This is a genomic window from Ewingella sp. C233 (assembly GCF_055407225.1).
This window is the reverse complement of the sequence record NZ_JBUZRI010000001.1, coordinates 1,031,995-1,051,600: the sequence shown is the minus strand read 5'-3', so window position 1 is coordinate 1,051,600 and position 19,606 is coordinate 1,031,995. Positions and strand designations below refer to the sequence as shown.

Sequence of the window (19,606 nt, the reverse complement as noted above, 5' to 3'; positions counted from 1 at the left end):
CTTACCGGCAGACGGCCTGACTTTCCCATTCCGTTAAGAGCCGCATGATCTCACGGGAATCTGCCGGACGCGCCGCTGGCCGGTTCAGTGAAAGCTGCCCGCCTTTCAGCGCATCCCAGACCTGCCGCACCTGATAATAGAAAGCATCGCCGTCAGCCTCCGATGAATAATTCTTCTCATCCCCTTCGCCTTCATAAGGCAGTACGCGGATCCAGTTGCCTTGCGCTTGCGGCAGCCACGGGTTGGAGACAATCTCCATACGCCCCAGGGTACCGGCCACGGAAAATGCCCAGAACATGCCGTAATCTTCCGCACAATGCAGTTGTGCCAGCGTGCCGTTATCGAACTGAATCACCGCTGCCGTTTCACACACGTTATCGTCGCCGTTACGCCGCCCGTGAGCCGTCAGGTTCCACGCCGGACACTGGCCGTCATTACTAGCGTTTTGCATGACCAGATGGATGAGCGACGCCGGATAGCAACCGAGGTTGTAAATCGCACCTTTACTGTCGGGATTGACAAACTGGGCGATGGACGCACAGTAACTGGCATTGATGGATTTAATCTCCCCCAGCGCGCCGCCACGAATAAGGGTGGCTATCTGAGTGGCAAAAGGATGGGTCAGGTACATCAGTCCTTCGAGGAAAAACACGCCATTACGCGCCACGGCGTCTAGCGCGGCATCGGTGTCGGCCATGTTCACCGAGAGCGATTTCTCACACAGAATGGCTTTACCGGCGTTGGCCGCTTTAATCACATATTCATGATGAATGTGGTTTGGCAGGCCGATATACACCACGTCAACATCAGGATCGCTAATCAATGCATCGTAGTGGTCATACTGGCGCTGTACCGGATGTTGCTGCACAAAAGCCTCAAGTCCCTGTGGAGATCGCCCGGCCACGGCAAATAGCGTTGAGCCGTCATGTTTTTCAATGGCATCGGCCATGATGCCGGAAATAAAGCTGGTTCCGAGCACGCCCCAGTTAAGGGGTTTTATCGTGGTCATGCGGCAGGCTCCTGTTCTGGTAGCTGGCACAGCGTCGCCCCGACAAACTCAGTGAGGCCTGAATGAATAAACCGCTGCGTATGGGGTTCGTCAAAGTGACGCAGCGATGCGGCTTCGTTCTCATAGCGTTCCCACAGTATAATACGGCGCGGGTCCTGCTTGTCCTGCAATGCCATGGCAAAAGAGCAACCGGCTTCGCTGTTCATGTCGAGACAAAATTGATGGATTGCAGCAAGTGCGTCATTGATCGGCACATCATCTTTGATGCGGATCTCAGCGTTAACAAAATGACCTTGTATAAACATTATTTTTCCATGGGTTCGGCAGGTGAAGTCAGGTTCTGGCTCGCATAAATGATTGCTCTTACTCTAAGAGAAAAAAATGAAAAGCCAATATTATTAATATGTCGCCACTCCCCAAAACAGTGCGGGGTAATAGAAATCTCACCACCATGGGGCGTTATTTAAATTAACAGAGCTTCTTCGTTGCTTTTTTGAACGCAAGCGATTACCTGTGATAAACACAATGAAAAAACCAGATGAGTTTTGTGAGCTTGCTGTTATAGTTCGCTTTTAAAACACCACTCAAACTTTCTGGGATCCTCATGGCGTCAAATATAATGCATTTTCTGCTGAGCCTTATAATGGTATTCGGCATAAGCTGGCTGATTAGCTACAACAAACGCGGTGTTAAAGTGCGCTATGTGTTGCAAATCCTGGTGATTGAAATCGCGCTGGCATGGGTGCTGCTCTACAGCCAGGCTGGGGTTTACCTGATTTCTGGCCTGTCGGGTGTATTCACCAACCTGATGAGCTATGCCCGCGTCGGGACTGATTTTGTGTTCGGTGGTCTGGTCAATGAAAACCAGTTCAGCTTCTTCTTATTTGTCCTGTGCCCGATTATCTTTATTTCTGCACTGATTGGTATTCTCCAGCACCTGCGTATTTTACCGTTAATGATTAAAGGTATTGGTTGGGCTTTATCCAAAATTAATGGCATGCCAAAACTGGAGTCCTTTAATGCGGTGAGTTCATTATTGGTCGGTCAGTCTGAAAACTTTATCGCTATTAAAGATATTGTTCCTCATCTGAATGAACGCCGGATGTATACCTTATCAGCAACGGCCATTTCGACCGTTTCCATGTCAATTGTCGGTTCTTATATGACCTTGCTGGAACCGCGCTATGTGATGCTGTCGCTGATCCTCAATATGCTCTCTACCTTCGCCGTGTTGCAGGTCGTGAACCCGTATTCTGATGAAGCAGACAACGAAATGCCGAAGATGGAAAGACCCAAGCACAGCTTTGTCGAAATGCTGGGTGAGTACATCATGGCAGGTTTCAAAATGGCGATGATCGTGGCCGCCATGCTGGTCGGTTTCAACGCCCTGTTGGCGATGATCAACGCCATCTTCCTGCACGGCGTCGGTCTGAGCTTCCAGGACATCATCGGTTATCTGTTCTACCCGGTAGCCTGGTTGACCGGTATTGTCAGCCATGACTCCCTGACCGCAGGCAGCATCATGGGCACCAAGATTGTGGCCAATGAATTCGTGGCCATGTTGCAGATGAAAGATCTGATCGCCCAACTGGAACCCCGCACCGTCGCCATTCTGTCCGTGTTCCTGGTCTCCTTCGCCAACATTTCTACCGTCGGTATTATCGCCGGGGCGGTAAAAAGTATCGAAGAAGTTCAGGGCAATATGGTCGCCCGTGCAGCCTTCCGCCTGCTGGTTGGCGCAACGCTGGTCAGCCTGCTGTCCGCGTCTATCGTCGGTCTGGTTTACCGCTAAGTTCCTCGCCCTCTTTAAGGGCAGCGCGTTGCTGCCCTTACACTCCACTTAAGCTACAGTTAAACCATTATCTTTCCACAAGGTTTAACTATGCTCTCCGTAAAGCACTATATTCACACCCGCCCCCGTTTGCTGATCGCCATTGCCGCCGGTGTGGTCTGCTATTTTTCGCTCCCCTTGCTGCCTGCGCATTTATCCCAGTTTGAACGTTTGATGGTCAGCTGGAACGTGCTGGCGTGGCTTTATCTCATCATGATCTGGACGTTAATGATGACGGCCGCCCCGCAGCGCATCCGCACGATTGCCCGCGCGCAAGATGAGAGTGCCAGTCAGGTGTTGATGCTGGTGAGCATCACCTGTCTGGTCAGTATGCTGGTGATTTTCATGGAGCTGAGTACGGTGAAACAGCTCTCCGGCGCGGCAAAATCTTTTCATCTTATCCTGACCGCCACCACGCTGATTGTGTCATGGTCCCTGCTGCCTACGGCCTTTTCGATGCACTATGCCCATCTCTACTACCGGCACGGCGCAGAGGAACATAAGGCGCTGCTGTTCCCGGATAAAATCGAAAAACCGGAGTATTGGGATTTTCTCTACTTCTCCTTCACGCTGGCTGTTGCGTGCCAGACGGCGGATGTGGCGACCGGCAATACGGAAGTCCGCCGCATCACGCTGATTCAGTCCGTCATGGCGTTTGTGTTTAATCTGGCGATTTTAGGCCTGTCGGTGAACGTGGCCGCCGGACTGATGAGTTAATTCTCCCCCACTATCCCGCTTCCTTTCGCTACGTACTGACCTCAGCGCGAAACTCCCGCTGGGGAGCTTTCGCACGGCTTTTATGCACAATATTTTCCTTTTTCTCAGGCAAAACTTGCGCGTCACATAAGCAGATACTAATGTTTCATCATGACTGAAAATAATATCTTCAAAGCGCTGGCCGACCCTACCCGCCGCGCTATTTTCGAGAAGCTGGCGACCGGTGGCCTGAATGCTACTGCGCTGCGGGAAGGCATGACGATCAGCCAGTCGGCCATGTCCCAGCATCTCACGATTCTGCGTAACGCTAACCTGGTGCGCGAAGAGCGGCAGGGTCGTTTTGTGCATTATGAAGTTGATTCACAAGGTCTGGCGTTTATCACCCAGTGGCTGGAAAAGTACCGCGCCTTCTGGCCAGAACGCATCGACACGTTGAAAACTGTGCTGAAGGATATGGAGTGAATAACATGAAAACCCGGATGCCAATTCAGCCCCTTGTGCTGAAATATGAGCTTGATGCGCCACCGGAAAAAGTCTGGCGGGCCATCAGCCAGCCCGCCTTACGTAAGCAGTGGTTGCCTACAGAGGTACTGGTCGGGAGTGACCCGGTCTGTTTCCTGCCTGGCGAGGAAATCCGCTACCGCATGCGGGACGATGAGCCGCCATTTCTTGAAAGCGTAGTGATTTTTCAGCTCAGGCCTAATGTACTGGGCGGTACCACGCTCACTATCGTTCACGGACTGGACGATGCCCGGTTAGTCGCCGCTAATGATACTCAGTCCGGCCTGATGTGTGCAGCCTGAGAAAACCAGCCTCAAAAACCTTCCCTGAATAAAGGAGTTCGCCCATGCGCGAAATGATGCAACTCGTCCCGATGGTGGTCGAGCAATCCAGCACGGGCGAGCGCTCTTTCGATATCTATTCACGCCTGCTGCGCGACCGGATCATTTTCCTCAACGGTGAGGTTAACGATCCCTTGTCCACCCTCATCTGCGCGCAACTGTTATTTCTGGAAGCAGAAAATCCCGGCAAACCGATCAACCTCTACATCAACTCACCCGGTGGCGTTATCACCAGCGGTTTGGCGATTTATGACACGATGCGGTTTATCCAGGCCCCAGTGCACACCTTATGCATGGGTACAGCAGGTTCGATGGGCTCGTTCCTTCTGATGGCTGGCGAACCTGGTCATCGGATGGCACTGCCCAACGCCAGTATTGTGGTACATCAGCCATCCGGAGGATTTCAGGGGCAGGCCTCTGACATTTTCATCCATGCTCAGGAGATGCAACACACCAAACACCGCATCACCGCGTTGTATGCACAGCATTGCGACCAGACTATTGAAGAGGCTGAGCGTGCACTCGACCGCGATAACTATATGACTGCGGAGCAAGCTCTGCAGTGGCGGCTGATTGACTGCATTCTGACCCGCAGGCCTTAGCCTTCTATGAGTAGCGGAATGTTTAACTCAACGGCCAGACCGTCACGTGACAGACCATTGCCTTAACTGGTTAATGATCCGCTTAATTTGTGGCAAATCCCGTTGAGTTTTATGAATATGAATAAACGTGTTGTAGGGGTTATCGGATAAAAATGGGCACTCGACAGCGCGTAATGGAAGTAACGTGCAGCAAAAATGACTGAACGATCGCGGCGCAAAAACAACGGCATCTGAATGTTGAACATTCAGCAATAAGTTGATCATTGATGAGCTCTTGTAAGGACGATCCATCAGCTGGTAGCCCTCAAAAGTTATGTAGTACATATCCCGGTCTATCGATTCGTGAGGCGGAGCCCAACTGAGTAACTTTTCTAATTTAAGTTGATCAATCGTAGCAGAGCCTTGCAGGCGCGGATGGTCTTTGCGGCAGAGTAAAACGCTACCGTGCATATGGACAGGATACTTCAGGATGGAGCTGTCATCGTCTAAGGCGAAGCCGATATCTATGTCAGTCTGCCTTTTACGCAGCAATTCAAGGCGGGTTTTAATGTTGGCGGCGTAATAAAGAAAGTCCAACGAGGGGAGTGGAACAGGATTATCTCTGTCCTGCAAAATCTCATAAGTCAGACGCCATTCAAACATTGAATTACAGCGAATTCGCAGGGTCTTTTTTTGCATATTGAGATCATGGTCATTGCTCAGATTATCGGTCGTGTCCAGCATGTCCAGCGCGGGCTTAAAGACTTTGTAAAGTTCCAGCGCCGTGACCGTCGGTTCTACCCCTTTTCCTGTTCGGATCACTATCGGGTCATTGTAATGCTTGCGCAACTTGCTCAGCCCATAGCTGACAACGGATATTGCCATGTCAAGACGCAGGGCCGCCTGGGTTACTGCACCTGATTCAATGACTGCACATAAAACACGGATCAAATTCAAATCCAGGGATTGTTTCACCTATGACCACCTCTTTTCATTCTCTAACTGTAAGTATACTAGATGATTTCTTATTTTTAGAAAACGTGTTTTCGCCATGTCGTTGGTTATTATATTAAAAAAATAATAAATTAACCCTACCACTTAATTTGCTCCACAAATCAATTACCGACTTTCGGACATAAGACAAATCCGACAACAACAAAGGTATTCTTAATGACTTGCTGGTGCAACAAACCGGATAATGACTTTTATGGAAAATTACCGTTCAATTTGTGTCTCCAATTATAATGGTGTGCCTATGTATGGCTCTTCAGGGAATCAGATAAACTTCTACGTATATTCTCAAAATGAATTACTTAATTATTCGCTGGTGCAGTTTATTTCTACTGTTATTATTGCAGGTGGGAATGACCCACATACCATCAACGTCACTGCCAAAGAGAACATCAGTGACGTCATCCTGTCCATACTTCGAAGCAGGTCAAAGTCCGTTATCATCCTCGATTTCGACAGTATGTTTTTTCCTGACAAACTGAATATTATCGAGAAGCTGAACACCGTAAGCACGACATTTAAAACCATTGCGGTATGTAACGAAAAAGAGTACGAAAGTTTCTCTAAACTTTACTCTGCACTTTTCGATGCTGTCATGTTGAAAAAAGCCTCACTTCCAGAAATGGAAAAGATATTTACTCATGAAATTAAAGCGCTCGCAGGGCAGGAATTTAATTTTCATGACGATAATCCCATGACATCCTCCCACTACCAATATTTAATGTTGACACCCAGAGAAGACATCATTTTACGAAAAATAATGTCGGGAAGTAATAGCGATCAGATTGCGCGGGAGCTGTTCATCAGCAGCAAGACGGTTTATACACATCGTTCTAATATCTATGCAAAATTTCACGTCAGGACTCTTTCAGAGCTCTATAACTGCCTGAAAAGAGAGTCTCTGATGGGTAACGAATACGGCAACGGATATGCACCAACCTAGCACGTCGCTACGTCGCTTCATTCAGGCCTGTTAAAAACAGTCATTAGCTTCCCCAGAACTTTATTGCATTCTTTCAGGTAAGTATTCTGTCTAAAAATGAATAACTCACATTTAAAATACCCTTTAACGCTCAGGGTTGTTTTCATAGTGTTTTTTAACTATTAGCGGTAAGTAAAGGATATTATTAAGAGTTATACTATTAATAAAGGTTAGTATCATTTAATAGATAACCCCCGATTTTGTAACAATAAGGTCGGGTTACCATGACGTTTACTGAAACTTTAACAAACCCGAATCCCAGACTTTAAGCATAAGAGACTGCTGCTTTAAAAGCTCGTATAAAACAACAATAAACCTCCTAATGCAATAGGACATTTCTTGCAGAAAATTATCATAGGGTTTCATGTTTTCGGCATTGAGCATAAAGACAGCAATTAATTTAAGCTCATTCAAAACCCACAAAAAAACAAACAATCAGCCTGTTCTTATTTCCCATTGTAAAATTTCACTTCTGCTAACATAAAGGGCAACGCTACTTTGTGTAGTATGTTGGGAAATCAGCAATACCGTATGAATTTCATCGGCCCGTAATAATAAAAAATATTAGCGTCGGTCCCACAAAGCCACAGCCAACCACACAGCATCCTTTCCGACATGTGCTGAGCACGTCGTTAGATGCAGAGGCAGATAAACGTTAAAAGGCGCCAACCTTACGGTGGGCGCCTCTATGCTTTTGCTAAATGTTCACATCATCTCCTGAACTGGCCATTAAGACACCTCAGAGATAGAGGATCTGGATAGTCGCCGTGGCGGTAAAAGGACCTGGCTGAACCTCACCAAATGAGACCAGTTCAGCCCGTAAAGGCACTTCTATCTTGGTATCAGTGGCGGAGAAATTGGCCAGGAAGAACGGCGTTTCCAATGGGACCGGTTGCTCTGAATTAACATTCATCACCCGGATGCCAAACCCACTGTCGATAGCGGGTAAAATCAGGCCGTTTTTCTCATAGGGTGACGACATGAATCCATTGATTTGGATCGGTGTCTCGCACCCCGTTTTATCAAGAATTAGGGAGAAGTTTTGACTCGGCGTCGCCGGGCTAAAACCAGTCGGTGTTAACTGAATCGTCCCGAAATCGACTACGCCAGGTGAAGGCGTCACGGTAACATCGATAAGACAAGTGGTCGCCTCAATAAAATTCAGATCAGTAATGTGATACTGGAAGTTATGACGCGTGACGTTCAGGCCATATTGACCGTCCAGCTGATACAGCACATAGTCAGGATCAGGAGGCGGCGAGAAAGGCGTCAAACCGCGCTTACGAATAACCGGCTGAAAAGTGACATAAAATGTCCCGCTGGTCGCACAAAGACTCATATCCCCGGTCGGACAGGCCGGAACGGTGGCACCGGTCAGAATGGCAGCATTCCCTCCCCCACCCTGAGGCCATAAATCCACGCCGTTCACCCGCATTCCGAAGTCGATTCCCCATACTGATGACTGAACATCAAGCGGGTTCACATAGAAATAGATATTCTCAATTTCATCACGGGCGTTGGCCAGGTCACGGTAACACATCGCCGAAATACTGCGGGTCTGGCCGCGCCAGATAACGGTCCCATCGGGCACGTAGGTCGGTACCTTTACCGTTGAACCGATACTTTCGTACATATCAGCCCCCGAGCCATCTTTTGTGACGCACGCCATCGCCCAGCTGCTGTTTGGCATGATCGTACACAATGCAAATAACAACAGAAGCAGGCGCCTCATGACGATTTCTTCGTATCGTTGACCTTACATGTTCCCGCTGCGCAATCGAACGCCGTTTGCTGCTCGCCACCGTAGTCATTCATATGCGAGACCACAATGCGGGCAGATCCTTCACCGGAATAAGGCACATTGATGCTCTGGCCGGGGCTGAGCATCACCGGTTCGAATTTCACTGGCGCGTTATTCGCGCCCGTTGTCAGAGCGACCACGGTCACATGCAATGGCGTCGGGTTGGTGATCGACATGTTTTTGCCCTGTGGCACGATCACCAGATGCGCCGCGGCATTGTCCCCTCTGGCAGGAATGACCGCCGTCGGGCGATAAAAGAGTTTGATCTTGGAGTGCAAAGCTATCTGCAACGCATTAACTTTATTCGACTTTGGTGGAATTTCACGAATATTGAGATAAAACACGGTCTCTTTATCTTTGGGCAGCACCACTTCAGGGAGCAAGGTCACGCGGATCAACGTCTTATCGCCGGCCTCGATGCGCTCAAGCGGTGGCAGCACGATAAACGGCGTGGTGATCTTCTTACCGTTGCTGTCCTCAATCCAGGACTGAGCAATATACGGATCCGCCGTGCTTTTATTGGTCACGCCAATACTCAGGGACTGAGTCCCTTCATTGTAAATCAGCCGGGTTCTGTCGAGGATAAGAGCTGCTTGTGCTGACGAGACACTCAAGCAACCCAGCAGCGCCAGACCCACCCATTTATTACACTTACGCATGAAAACTCCTGAATTTATTTTTACTGACAAAGAAGAATCTGTGGACTCCCGGACTCTTCCGGCAGTTTTTCTGGCAATGTGAGAGTGCAGTGGTTTTCCCCCCAATTGGCAGTTAACGCCTCTTGCGGTTGTAAACCTGTCAGCCAGGTGAGGCCATCTTCACCCACCACAGCGACATATTTTCCACTTTTGGCGACATTCACCTCGGCCCCAAATGGCACGGCACTCTGATTGGCCATCCTGAGCGTCGCCAGCAGTTTGCCGCCTTTGTTCATCTCAAATGGCAAGTAGCCAATGGCGCCATCGGTCAGTACCACGCGCTTGATGGGAAGTTCGGTTTCGGCATTTTTGGGCAGCCGAGTGACATCCAGTCTTGCCTCATACAGGTCGTAGGAAGGCAAACCGTCGATCACACCATAGCCATAGCGGTTGGTTACGGTTTTCTGATTATTGAACCAGACATCTTTGACGCCCTGCGTGTCCACCAGCAGACGGGTATTCCCTCCGCTGCCGTTCGCGTGCAAGGCACTGCCTTTTGGTGTCGCCACCATGGACCCACTGAGGGTCGCAGAGATGGCGTTATAGCTGTCTGAGACGTAAGAACCGTTAAGGCCGTACTGCGCCTGCGGCAACGACTTCTGATAAATCCCGCTCATCATTGGCTGGTTAGACTGGCCGCCGCCGGTTAACTGGTAGTAATCATCACGCCCGCGGTTCTGACGCCACGACACTGTCTGGTCAAAGCGCCCGCGCCCGGTCTGCAGGTTGTAGTTAACGCGCTGGTTATTTTCGAGCGGGACACTAAATCCGATGTAGCCAATCACTTCGCGCGTGTTACTCCCTTCAGCAGGATTTTCACTGTAGGAAAGGGACGTATTGAGCGACACATTCTTAAAATTGACGAAGTTGAATAATGTCGTGGCATTGAGATCCAGGCGCTGAGTCGATTTTGAGTTCCAGTAAGAGTCATGTGAATACGATAAGTAGGTGGAAACACTGCTCACCTGCTTAGCAATAGAGACGGTATAGCGCTGTTTATTCGCATACTGCCACTGGTCGTTGGTCATGCTCGAGAAATCGGACAGAGAGATAAATTTGCTGTCAGAAAAACGATAACCAAAGAAACGTAAATCGGTATCCAGCGAGTCAATGCGCTTGGAGTAGTTCAGGCGCCAGGACTGGCCAATTTGCTGGTCGTCATCGATGATGGCGCGGGACTGCGTCACATCGGCTGACACGGCCCCCAGCAGATTCATGTCTTTACCGACACCCACTGCTGTTGAAGTATAGTCATTGGCACCGATAGCACCACCATATAAAGACCAGGTACTGCTCAGCCCATAAGAGATTTCACTCATGGCAAACATCGGGTCCTGAACATGGTTCTGCGACAGGCTGGGCTTGCCGGCTGACAGGTTGTAGCGCAACTGTCCCTGACGGGTCAGGAACGGAACCGAGGCCGTGTTCATACTGTACTGCGTGACCGAGCCGTCTTCGCCCTCGATTTTGACATCCAGCGTGCCTTGCACGGAGCTGTTCATATCCTGAATGCTGAACGGACCGGTTGGCACCGTCGTCATATAAATCGTTCTGCCCGACTGACTGACGGTCACTTTTGAGTTGGTCTTGGCAATGCCAGTGATCAGCGGCGCATAGCCCCGTAAGCTAGGCGGTAACATGCGATCGTCAGAGGACATGCTCATGCCGGTATAACTCAACGTATCGAAGATATTGGAGCTGAGGTAGGTCTGCCCCAGCGTCAGCTGCGATCGTATTGAAGGCAGCGCACGGTATAAATGCGTGCTGTTTAAATCAAAGCTGTTCGCGCTCTCAGCGCTGGCACCGCTGTACTGGTTGTATTGATAATTACTGCGCAGACGCCATGGCCCGGCGTTGGTTCCCACGGTACCAAAGGCGGAAAGGGAGTTGACCCGGTCCTGATTTTGGTTTTGGCGGCTGTTCACCACGGCGCGATAGTCCATTAACAGACCGGGAATACCATCATCCCATTGCGATGGCGGCGCATAATTACTGTCTTTATATTGTAAGAGTATTTGTGGGACAGTAATAACGAGCTGGCTGCTGCTTTTCTTGAAAAGAATGGCAATATCAGGCAACTGATCTGGCGTAAGACACACAGCTGTGCGATCGAGTTTTTTTAAATAGTCATCTTTCAGACCAAACATCTCGATCACTTCCCGCGTAATACAAGGAACGGCGGATTCTTTATTCTTTCCAGGAAAGAATTTGATCTCTTTCTGCAACAGGTAATTTTTATTGACGATGATATCGACAATATAACTTCCCGGTACAATATTTTCAGCATGAGAGAATTGAGATAAATCGGCGGACGCATTATCCCCAATTTTCAGAAAATCGGTATTAAACTCAGTTGATTCAGCAGGAGAAATGAAAAAAAACAAAAACAGAAGGCATTTATAATAATTATTGTTATTCATTTTTGCGACCCTGCAAAAAAAAAGGGGAGAGCCTTCTCCCCTTTTATCTATCAATTTAGAAACTATTACAGATAAGCAACGGTGAACTGTGCGTTAGCATCCGCGTCACCGGCGGTTACGCCAGCGGCTGTTGCTTCGTACATAGCACCAAATTGCAGATGGTTATCACCATTACTCAGCAGCATTGGGCTTGACGCTGTACCCAGTTTCAGGAACTCATTGGTACCCGCCTGAATACGGATGCCTACGTTAGTCGCAGCACCAGTAATACCCAAGATATCCGAGTTATCAACGCTGTTCGCACCAGTAAAGGTTACGGTCGCATTTTTATAAGTGGTGGTGTCGCAATCAGTCAGTACAATTTCAAAAGGAACCGTCGTTGAGCGGTCGCCCTTTTTGACGAACAGATGAGAAGGAACCTGACCCAGATTAACAACCTGATCCAGTGAATTAGAATCAATACCACATGCGCCAGAAACGATTTCACCCTGGAAACGAACGGTACCTGGAGTCCCTGCTGCCGGAGGTGCTGCCTGAACTGCTACAGAAAAAGTGGCTGCCATCATTGCTGTCAAAAGTAATTTTTTCATTATCATTTCCTTGATAAATAAATTTTGATATTAAGTGATATTTCTTTCACTTGGTTATTTCGCTGCGGGACAAATGATAATAACACTCACTTGTCTGGTAATGAATTACCCAATTAATTGCTGGTAAGTTCATGGGGCGTATTATGATGAGGGTCTTAATGAAGATATATAGGATATTGCGGAGATTGCTCGGATTAATCCGAGGCATTTCAACATAGGATAAAGATTATGTGGAATAATTCTCAATTACTGAGACCCATACTCCATGAGATTAATCTCGATTGCAATAGACTTTTCTCATTATTAATACCATTGAGATTTTAAAACATTGAGTTATAGCAGTGAAGTTAGCACGTTAACCAATAAATGTTTATTCTGGTACCAGAAATCATTTACCGACCTCGCACTTAACGTTTAGAAAAATCGAGAGCAGCCAGGGGTTATTCAAATAGCGCCTGACTGCCTATATAAGAGTGCGATGAACTACCCGTGCGCCTTCTGTACTGCCATTTGGATCATCTCCTGCGAAGTCCCGCCAGGCACCACTGAAACCCGGTGAGTATCCGGTGTTTTCGCCTGCGGCAACACAACAAATACCGGCGTTCCGGTGATATTCATCTGTTGCGCCAGCGCCATATTTGCCTGCAGGGCATCATAGACCGCACCGTTCTTGGGTGCCTGCTTCAGCGCGTTGAAAGCTTTGTCGTTCAGCCACTCCTTCGCGGCGGCCTGCACATCCTGTTCGGTCAGTTGCCCTTCCACTTTCCCCGTCGCGTAAAGACCATTGTGGTAGGCCAGATAGGCTGCACCGCCTTTACTGAACCACACTTGTTCCCCAACGCGGGCGGCCAGTGCCGACACCGGCCAGCGAGTGGAGAAAATCGGCAACTCTTTAAACACAAAACGCACGTCTGGGTTAGCCTTGACCAGCGCTTCAACTACCGGTGCCATTTTGCTGCAATACGAGCACTGGTAATCAAAGAACATCACGACGGTCGCTTTGGCGTCCGCAGGCCCGACTGACGGGCTGTTTTTATCCTGTAATTCGGCCTGATGTTGTATCGCCATTTGCACCATCGCCTGTTGCTGAGCCAATTGCTGTTGCTGACGCAAGCTTTCGCCAGCCGCCACCAGAAACTCGGGGTGGTCAGCCAGATACGTCGCCATGACTTCCCCCATTTTCTCGGGGTGAGCGGCTAAATAATCTTCAGAAACCTTGCCGATTTGCTCCTGCTGAGCGGCAGTAAAAGCACTGCTGGGGCCAGTTTCAGCCGCCTGAACAGCGCATGTCGCGCCAGTCAGTATTAACAACAGCGATAAACTCACACGGCTGCGGGTTGATTTAAAGGAAAGAGGTAATGACATAATATTTCTCACTCTGTTTTTGGATAGCAGAAAGCCTGCGGCTGATAACCCGCACAGATTTTTGCCTGTAAAATAATGTTTTATTCCCTGCACGATACAGGGGCAGTATTGTTAAAAGTCTATTTTTACTTTGCCTGAACGGCGACGCTGACAGCGGTATTTCCGTTAAGGGTCAGTGACACAGGCGGCATGACCCGCCCGTAATCATTGATGCTTTGCCACTGTAGTTGGCAGGCCGTTGCCTTACCGCACCATGGCGCGGTCCGATGCGCAAACGGCGCGACCATACCAGCGTCGTTAAACGCCTGACCATTGCCGTTCAGTTGGAATAATGTGACGTAATAAGGAGTCGGATTTTCCACAACAACCTGATTACCAGCACGTGACCATTTCAGCTGCGTGTAAGCATTTTGCGGATCACCACTCAATCCCTTCGGACGGTAAAATAGCTTCAGGCCTGAGCGTACTGCCAGTTGCACTGTATCTGACCCTTCCTTCCCGGAAGGAATGGAAGCAATGCTCAGGGTGAACAGACTTTCCTGGTTCGACGGTAAATCGCCAGCAACCCGAATGATTCGGATACTGCTCTCTCGTCCAGCCCCCAAAGAAAACAGAGGCGGTGTAGCAACAAAAGGCACCTCTTTTCGGTGGTTGTTCACCCCGGCCCATGCCCCCCCAGGCAATATTTTCGTGTTCAGCAAATACGATGCTTTTGACTGATTGCGAACAAACACTTGAATTCCTGGGCTTGCCTCGCCGTAGATAAAACGAGTACCGCCAATGACCACACCGGCTTGAGCCTGGGGGCAGACCGAGATCAATACTCCCAAACAGCACAGAGCGGCCAGCATTCTCATGCCACGATACTTAAGTAAATCTGAGAATATATTGTTACGCATAAGTTAACATAAAGACGGCGGAAGCATTTGCCGTCCCCGTAGTCACTTTTGCTCCATCAGCAATATAGCGAGCATAGAAATTGAGTTTGACGGCAATCTGGTCAGGGCTCAGAACGGTCTGTTCGCTTTCTTTACCCAGAGGTATCATACTTTTATCAGCATTATAAATACCGATCCCCATGCCGGTGGCATACCCGTCTCCACCATTCAGCGCCAGTAAATCTTGATTCAAGCTATCTGCTCTCCCATGAAAGCTTACCGTGACACCACTGGCTTCCCCCCCACAGTCTTCCAGATTAATAGTAAAAGGTTCATACCGCGTGCCGTCTCCAGCCCGATAAAACTGCTTACTGGCTATATTTCCCATCTCTAATGTGAAATAGATTGAATCAGGTGAGACAACACAAGTGTTATCGTTAATTACGCCGGTAACATACACAGTACCCTCGTGAGCCTGCACACCAAAAGCAAGCCCGCAAAAAATAGCGCTGGCACAAACCATAGTTGTGATTTTTTTCATTTTCACTCCTTACTGGTACTGAAGATCAAAATACATAACTGCGGTGGCATTCCCTGCTGTAACCTTAGGCTGCGTTGATTTGTAGTGCAGATAAAATAGCAAACTATTTGTTCCTGCCTTTAGCGCAAACACAGTTGAGTCATTATTGTTAATGGCAATTGGCGACTGCTTACTATCCAGTATTTCCACCCCGACCCCTGTTGCCAAAGTGTTCTTAATGCCCATCCCTGTATCTGTTAATTTTAATAAATTAGGATTATCATCATCCTGAATCCCTGTAAACCAAACTTTTGATCCGGTAATATCAGGCGTGCAGTTTTTCAGGTTAATATTAAACGCCTTAAACTTTGAAACGCTGCCTACAGCCCGGAATTGCCCTGTTGAAAATTGTCCCATATGGATGGTTTGCTCAGCACTTGAGGTATCTATATCACAAGTTATAGAGGTAATAGTCCCCGTAAACTTCAGATTATAATCAGGCCCGTCCGCCATGGCCGTCTGCCCGGCAGAAAGTGTGAGTATTATTATTGCCAGCAAGGAACTCAGAGTTATTTTCGTCATTGCTATGGTTCCTTATGCAAAATCCACACGCAGATAGGCTAATGCAGTGAATATTCCTTCCTTGGGTGTTTTGCCTGTCGTGCTGACAGGGTAAGCTTTTAGGGTGACATTCGCGTTACCGGAGGAATCAGTCTGAAACGGCACCACACTCGACGTGTTATTGGGATTAAGAATGGTTCCCTGGTCATTAGTCACCACCACGCCAACATCCGGATTATCGGAAGCAATAGCCTGCTGGTAGTGCGTATCTGTCGTTGCCTGAACGCGCAGAGTCAGGTTAGCCGGTGCGGAAATGTTCGTGCACTTAATTGGCACGTTGAACGTTTTGATCGGAGTATCATCAGGTTTTTGTCCTACCACTTTAAAATCACCGCTGTACAAATTACCAAAATCGACACTGACTACTGTCCCAGCATTAATGACACAATTTTGTGGGACAGTGATGGTTCCATTAACAACATAATTATTTCCCGCGATACTGCCATGGTTAGTTTGAGAACCATTGCCAATGGTCCAGTATAATGACCCAACAACTGCGTTTATAATGTAAGTACCACCGATAAAAGGCTTAACAACCTCAAAGGATATTTGCGCTCTCGATCCTGAATGTGAGCCACCAATATATAAGGTGTTATTAGCATTGCAATAGTATTGGGTTTTATCTGTGCCAGTGTCATTACTAATTGGACCAAAAGGCAAAGAAAGCCAAGTATTTTCCAATTGAGACCAAATAGTTAACCCCACGGCCAAATACTCGTTATTCGGAATGTTATAGTAAGTAACCCCGCCACTGGTGTTATATTTTGTGAGTGTTGTATCACCAAACATCCATAAATTATCATACGGGCCACCACTACAAGCGCAATAGAATGTTTGCGACTGTACACCTGAGCTCACTTGGTGGGATGGGGTAATATATCCTGCCACATTGGAGTCTGGATCGGTAATATTATAAACCCCCCAGTTATATTCTGAATTTATGGTTCCGCCATTGGGGTCACAGTTACCGGCTCCTGTTGCAAAACTTGCCTGACTCCACCCCGCTATCAATATTCCAAAGAGTAAAATCATATTTTTTATTAATTTCATGTCTATTTACACTCCACTTTTTGACGAACCAGCGGCTGCTTGCTGTCCGGTATCTGATAATTCGCCTGGCACTGTTGATTCGGACCTGAGCCCCATTGCACTTTCAGGGTACCGGTTGTTGCCAGACCTGACAGGTAAGCTTCGCCACTATCTCCGACAATGGTATCTCCACCGCTGTCGCTGCGGCTGACGGTAGCCCCGAATGGCACCGACTTGCCGTTATGCGTTAGCGTGACCAGGGCGCGCTTACCAACACGGGCTTTGAAGCTGGCACGCACAATCGCTCCCTGGGTCGGAACGACATTCACCACGGCATCATCAATATCGGTCTCATCGTTCAGTGTATTAGTGTCAAGCGCTACGCGATTCAGACGGTAAGTTGTGGCATACGGCACCACGGCGTAACCCTTCCAGTCAGTATGTACACCCGGCTCATCTTCCACATTCACGTCATCAGCACCTGGCGCGGCGATTAGCACATTCGTGTCGCCCAGTGGTTGTCCGAAGGTGATGCCATTACGGTGAGCTACAATGCCCCCACTCAGGCCATAGTTAACCTGCTGATAATCACCGTTGTCGCTGTAGTTGTAACCGACGTTGGCATTACCGTAACCCCCGTCATACTCCATGCTGCTGTTACCGCTGGCGCCACCGCCGTCATGGTTCTGATAACCCTGCTGCACGCTGTAATTCAGGTTGTTATCATCCAACAATGTACCGTTTACGCCTGTGTTCTGAGTCGTATTGCCGTGCTTGTCGGTACTGGCGTTATACGTCGCATAAGTATTATGGTTTTGCTGCGTCACGTCTCCGCCGGGATGCATCCACTGCCCCAATGGCAGGGAGATGCTAAAGGCATAAATTTGGTCGCCTTCCGGTTCACCGGGCGACTTATTGTAGTTGTAGCTCACATTGTAAGAAACACCGGCGGCGGTACCGCTGTAGCCAAGCTGTAGTAAGGTGCTTTTTTCATCCGTGTGCCAGTAAGTCTGCTCGCTCCCGGTCAGATATATCGATCCCTCATCACCCAGTTGCTGTGAGATATTGAGCTGTGCTTTACCTCGTTTGGTGTAATACAGGTTGTAATAATCGCTCCAGTCTGGTTTTTCATCATCCTTGCCGTCCTGAGTATCTACCGTATAACCGTCCATATGCTTATAGGTGGTTTCATCCAAGGTATAGAACCCGGAAGTGGAATATCGGTAACCCAGCAATTGAAAATTGGTCCCCACATCGTTCAGGGCTTTTGCATAGAGAAAACGCACGGACTGCCCCTCATGGGTACTGTCATCCGCCAGGGTGCTATCGGCCTGAGTGATGTCCATCGAAAGAGCACCAAGGTCGCCCATGTTCAGCCCTGCGCCCAACGCACCCGCGGTGTAATCATCAGAGAACTGAGTACCTCCATAGACGGTGAAACCATGAGGCAGCCCCCAAATCAGCGTTCCCTGCCCAAAATCAACATCATCCTGCGAGCCACCGTTACTGCGATATTTAGCCCCTGTGAAAGCGTACTTCACTCGCCCCTCACGCTGCAGAATGGGTACCGCCGAGTAGGGAACGGTATAGCTGCTTGTCGTACCGTCAGACTCTTTAACCTCCACCGTCAAATCCCCACTGGAAGAGGTCGGGAACAGGTCGTTGATTTCAAAAGCACCGGGTTGAACATAACTCTGGTAGATGGTGTAACCATTCTGCTTAATGGTCACTTGGGCATTGCTTTTCGCAATGCCACGGATGGTCGGCGCAAAACCCTTCATGCTGTCCGGCATCATATTGTCATCAGAGGCCAGCTGTATGCCTCGAAAGCTTAAAGAATCGAACACGTCCGATGGCGTATAGCTATCACCCATCGTCAACTCACCTTTCAGTGGAATAATAGCTCGCTCAGCATAGGTACTAATATGTTGAATATCGCTCTTATCATTTTCATTATTACTGTCATAGTTCCAGGTGGAATAATCCCGCAGACGCCACGCCCCCACATTCAGACCACTATTCAGGCCAAGAAAGTAGTTATTATCTGCTGTTCCAGCTTCACTATGATCGCTGCTGTTGGAACCAGTAAAATTATAATTGAGAGATAACGCATTAATTCCTTCATCCCACTGGTCCGGAGGAATATACCCGCGCGCGTTATTACGCATAGCTGCCTGAGGAATACTGATATCCAGACGCTGTTGTTCAAAGTCAAACACCGCGGCGGCAGCCGGAATAGCCGTGGCAATATTCACGCAACTGTTTGGAGCAACCTTGGCCAGCGCAGGGAACGGTTGAAGATTAACGCCCATCGCATCAAGCGATTTTGGCGTTAAACAGGCAGTCAACCCTGTATCGTCCTGATTGGTTGCCGGATTTGCCGCCTTCGTCGGTCCCGGTTGAGCTGCAGAAGTGGTCTGTGGTATGCCGGTTGTATTCTTTAAAGCATCAACCGGCGCCACATTCGCCGTCTTAAAGGTTACATCGCGGGTAGCCACAAAAGTACCGTTCAGATAAATATCGACCCGATAGCTGCCTGGGGCCTGACCATTACCTTCAAACCGCGAAAGATCCGCCACCCCGGCCGTATCGTTTGAGAGAAATGCTGGATTATAATAGGTGTCTGCCCATGTCTTCTGGTTGGCCAGAATACTTAGCAAGACCAGCGTCAATGGTGTCAGCGTGTTACGGATAGTTGGACGTTTCATTTG

At 48.7% G+C, this 19,606-nt stretch carries 19 protein-coding genes; 6 read left to right on the top strand and 13 right to left on the bottom strand.

Annotated features, from left to right (window positions below; genetic code table 11):
* Position 1: 1 nt before the first annotated feature.
* Positions 2-1,009, bottom strand: coding sequence for a Gfo/Idh/MocA family protein (locus ACZRKO_RS04840; RefSeq protein ID WP_463736093.1), 1,008 nt, complete (start codon positions 1,007-1,009; stop codon positions 2-4).
* Positions 1,006-1,314 (bottom strand): putative quinol monooxygenase, encoded by a 309-nt coding sequence (locus ACZRKO_RS04835; RefSeq protein ID WP_463736092.1) that lies wholly within the window; start codon positions 1,312-1,314, stop codon positions 1,006-1,008. Before ACZRKO_RS04835 ends, ACZRKO_RS04840 begins: the two co-directional genes overlap by 4 nt.
* Before the next feature lie 299 nt (positions 1,315-1,613).
* Between ACZRKO_RS04835 and ACZRKO_RS04830 the strand changes: the two genes are divergently transcribed.
* The 5 genes from ACZRKO_RS04830 to ACZRKO_RS04810 all read left to right on the top strand — a co-directional run bounded on the left by ACZRKO_RS04830 (position 1,614) and on the right by ACZRKO_RS04810 (position 5,001).
* Positions 1,614-2,801, top strand: coding sequence for a NupC/NupG family nucleoside CNT transporter (locus ACZRKO_RS04830; protein WP_463736091.1), 1,188 nt, complete (start codon positions 1,614-1,616; stop codon positions 2,799-2,801).
* Positions 2,802-2,891: 90 nt separating this feature from the next.
* On the top strand, positions 2,892-3,557 hold the full coding sequence (locus tag ACZRKO_RS04825; protein ID WP_463736090.1) for a DUF1345 domain-containing protein: 666 nt from the start codon (positions 2,892-2,894) through the stop codon (positions 3,555-3,557).
* Between the two features lie 150 nt (positions 3,558-3,707).
* A complete protein-coding gene (locus tag ACZRKO_RS04820; RefSeq protein WP_463736089.1) occupies positions 3,708-4,019 on the top strand; it encodes an ArsR/SmtB family transcription factor in 312 nt (103 codons plus the stop codon).
* Between the two features lie 5 nt (positions 4,020-4,024).
* Positions 4,025-4,360 carry an SRPBCC family protein gene (locus ACZRKO_RS04815; protein WP_463737471.1) on the top strand — a complete coding sequence of 112 codons (336 nt, stop codon included), beginning with the start codon at positions 4,025-4,027 and terminating at the stop codon, positions 4,358-4,360.
* A 44-nt stretch (positions 4,361-4,404) separates the two neighbouring features.
* Positions 4,405-5,001, top strand: coding sequence for an ATP-dependent Clp protease proteolytic subunit (locus ACZRKO_RS04810; RefSeq protein ID WP_463736088.1), 597 nt, complete (start codon positions 4,405-4,407; stop codon positions 4,999-5,001).
* 42 nt (positions 5,002-5,043) lie between these two features.
* On the opposite strand, the gene ACZRKO_RS04805 is transcribed toward ACZRKO_RS04810, so the two are convergent.
* The gene (locus ACZRKO_RS04805; RefSeq protein ID WP_463736087.1) at positions 5,044-5,955 is read right to left on the bottom strand and encodes a LysR family transcriptional regulator; all 912 of its coding nucleotides are present in this window, start codon (positions 5,953-5,955) and stop codon (positions 5,044-5,046) included.
* A 232-nt stretch (positions 5,956-6,187) separates the two neighbouring features.
* Between ACZRKO_RS04805 and ACZRKO_RS04800 the strand changes: the two genes are divergently transcribed.
* Positions 6,188-6,934 (top strand): helix-turn-helix transcriptional regulator, encoded by a 747-nt coding sequence (locus tag ACZRKO_RS04800; RefSeq protein ID WP_463736086.1) that lies wholly within the window; start codon positions 6,188-6,190, stop codon positions 6,932-6,934.
* Positions 6,935-7,712: 778 nt separating this feature from the next.
* On the opposite strand, the gene ACZRKO_RS04795 is transcribed toward ACZRKO_RS04800, so the two are convergent.
* The 10 genes from ACZRKO_RS04795 to ACZRKO_RS04750 all read right to left on the bottom strand — a co-directional run bounded on the left by ACZRKO_RS04795 (position 7,713) and on the right by ACZRKO_RS04750 (position 19,603).
* Positions 7,713-8,705, bottom strand: coding sequence for a fimbrial protein (locus ACZRKO_RS04795; RefSeq protein WP_463736085.1), 993 nt, complete (start codon positions 8,703-8,705; stop codon positions 7,713-7,715).
* Positions 8,702-9,433: a fimbrial biogenesis chaperone gene (locus tag ACZRKO_RS04790; protein ID WP_463736084.1), complete on the bottom strand. Its 732-nt coding sequence runs from the start codon at positions 9,431-9,433 to the stop codon at positions 8,702-8,704. Before ACZRKO_RS04790 ends, ACZRKO_RS04795 begins: the two co-directional genes overlap by 4 nt.
* A 20-nt stretch (positions 9,434-9,453) precedes the next feature.
* Entirely contained in the window at positions 9,454-11,892 is a 2,439-nt protein-coding gene (locus ACZRKO_RS04785; RefSeq protein ID WP_463736083.1) for a fimbria/pilus outer membrane usher protein, read from the bottom strand.
* Between the two features lie 65 nt (positions 11,893-11,957).
* Positions 11,958-12,482 (bottom strand): fimbrial protein, encoded by a 525-nt coding sequence (locus tag ACZRKO_RS04780; RefSeq protein ID WP_463736082.1) that lies wholly within the window; start codon positions 12,480-12,482, stop codon positions 11,958-11,960.
* Positions 12,483-12,965: 483 nt separating this feature from the next.
* Positions 12,966-13,847, bottom strand: a complete 882-nt coding sequence (locus tag ACZRKO_RS04775) for a DsbA family protein (protein WP_463736081.1) — start codon at positions 13,845-13,847, stop codon at positions 12,966-12,968.
* 125 nt (positions 13,848-13,972) lie between these two features.
* On the bottom strand, positions 13,973-14,698 hold the full coding sequence (locus ACZRKO_RS04770; protein WP_463736080.1) for a fimbria/pilus periplasmic chaperone: 726 nt from the start codon (positions 14,696-14,698) through the stop codon (positions 13,973-13,975).
* Between the two features lie 40 nt (positions 14,699-14,738).
* Positions 14,739-15,266: a fimbrial protein gene (locus tag ACZRKO_RS04765; protein ID WP_463736079.1), complete on the bottom strand. Its 528-nt coding sequence runs from the start codon at positions 15,264-15,266 to the stop codon at positions 14,739-14,741.
* A gap of 9 nt (positions 15,267-15,275) precedes the next feature.
* Positions 15,276-15,758, bottom strand: coding sequence for a fimbrial protein (locus ACZRKO_RS04760; RefSeq protein ID WP_463737470.1), 483 nt, complete (start codon positions 15,756-15,758; stop codon positions 15,276-15,278).
* Positions 15,759-15,839: 81 nt separating this feature from the next.
* Entirely contained in the window at positions 15,840-16,916 is a 1,077-nt protein-coding gene (locus ACZRKO_RS04755; protein ID WP_463736078.1) for a fimbrial protein, read from the bottom strand.
* 2 nt (positions 16,917-16,918) lie between these two features.
* Entirely contained in the window at positions 16,919-19,603 is a 2,685-nt protein-coding gene (locus ACZRKO_RS04750) for a fimbrial biogenesis usher protein (protein ID WP_463736077.1), read from the bottom strand.
* Between the last annotated feature and the right edge of the window lie 3 nt (positions 19,604-19,606).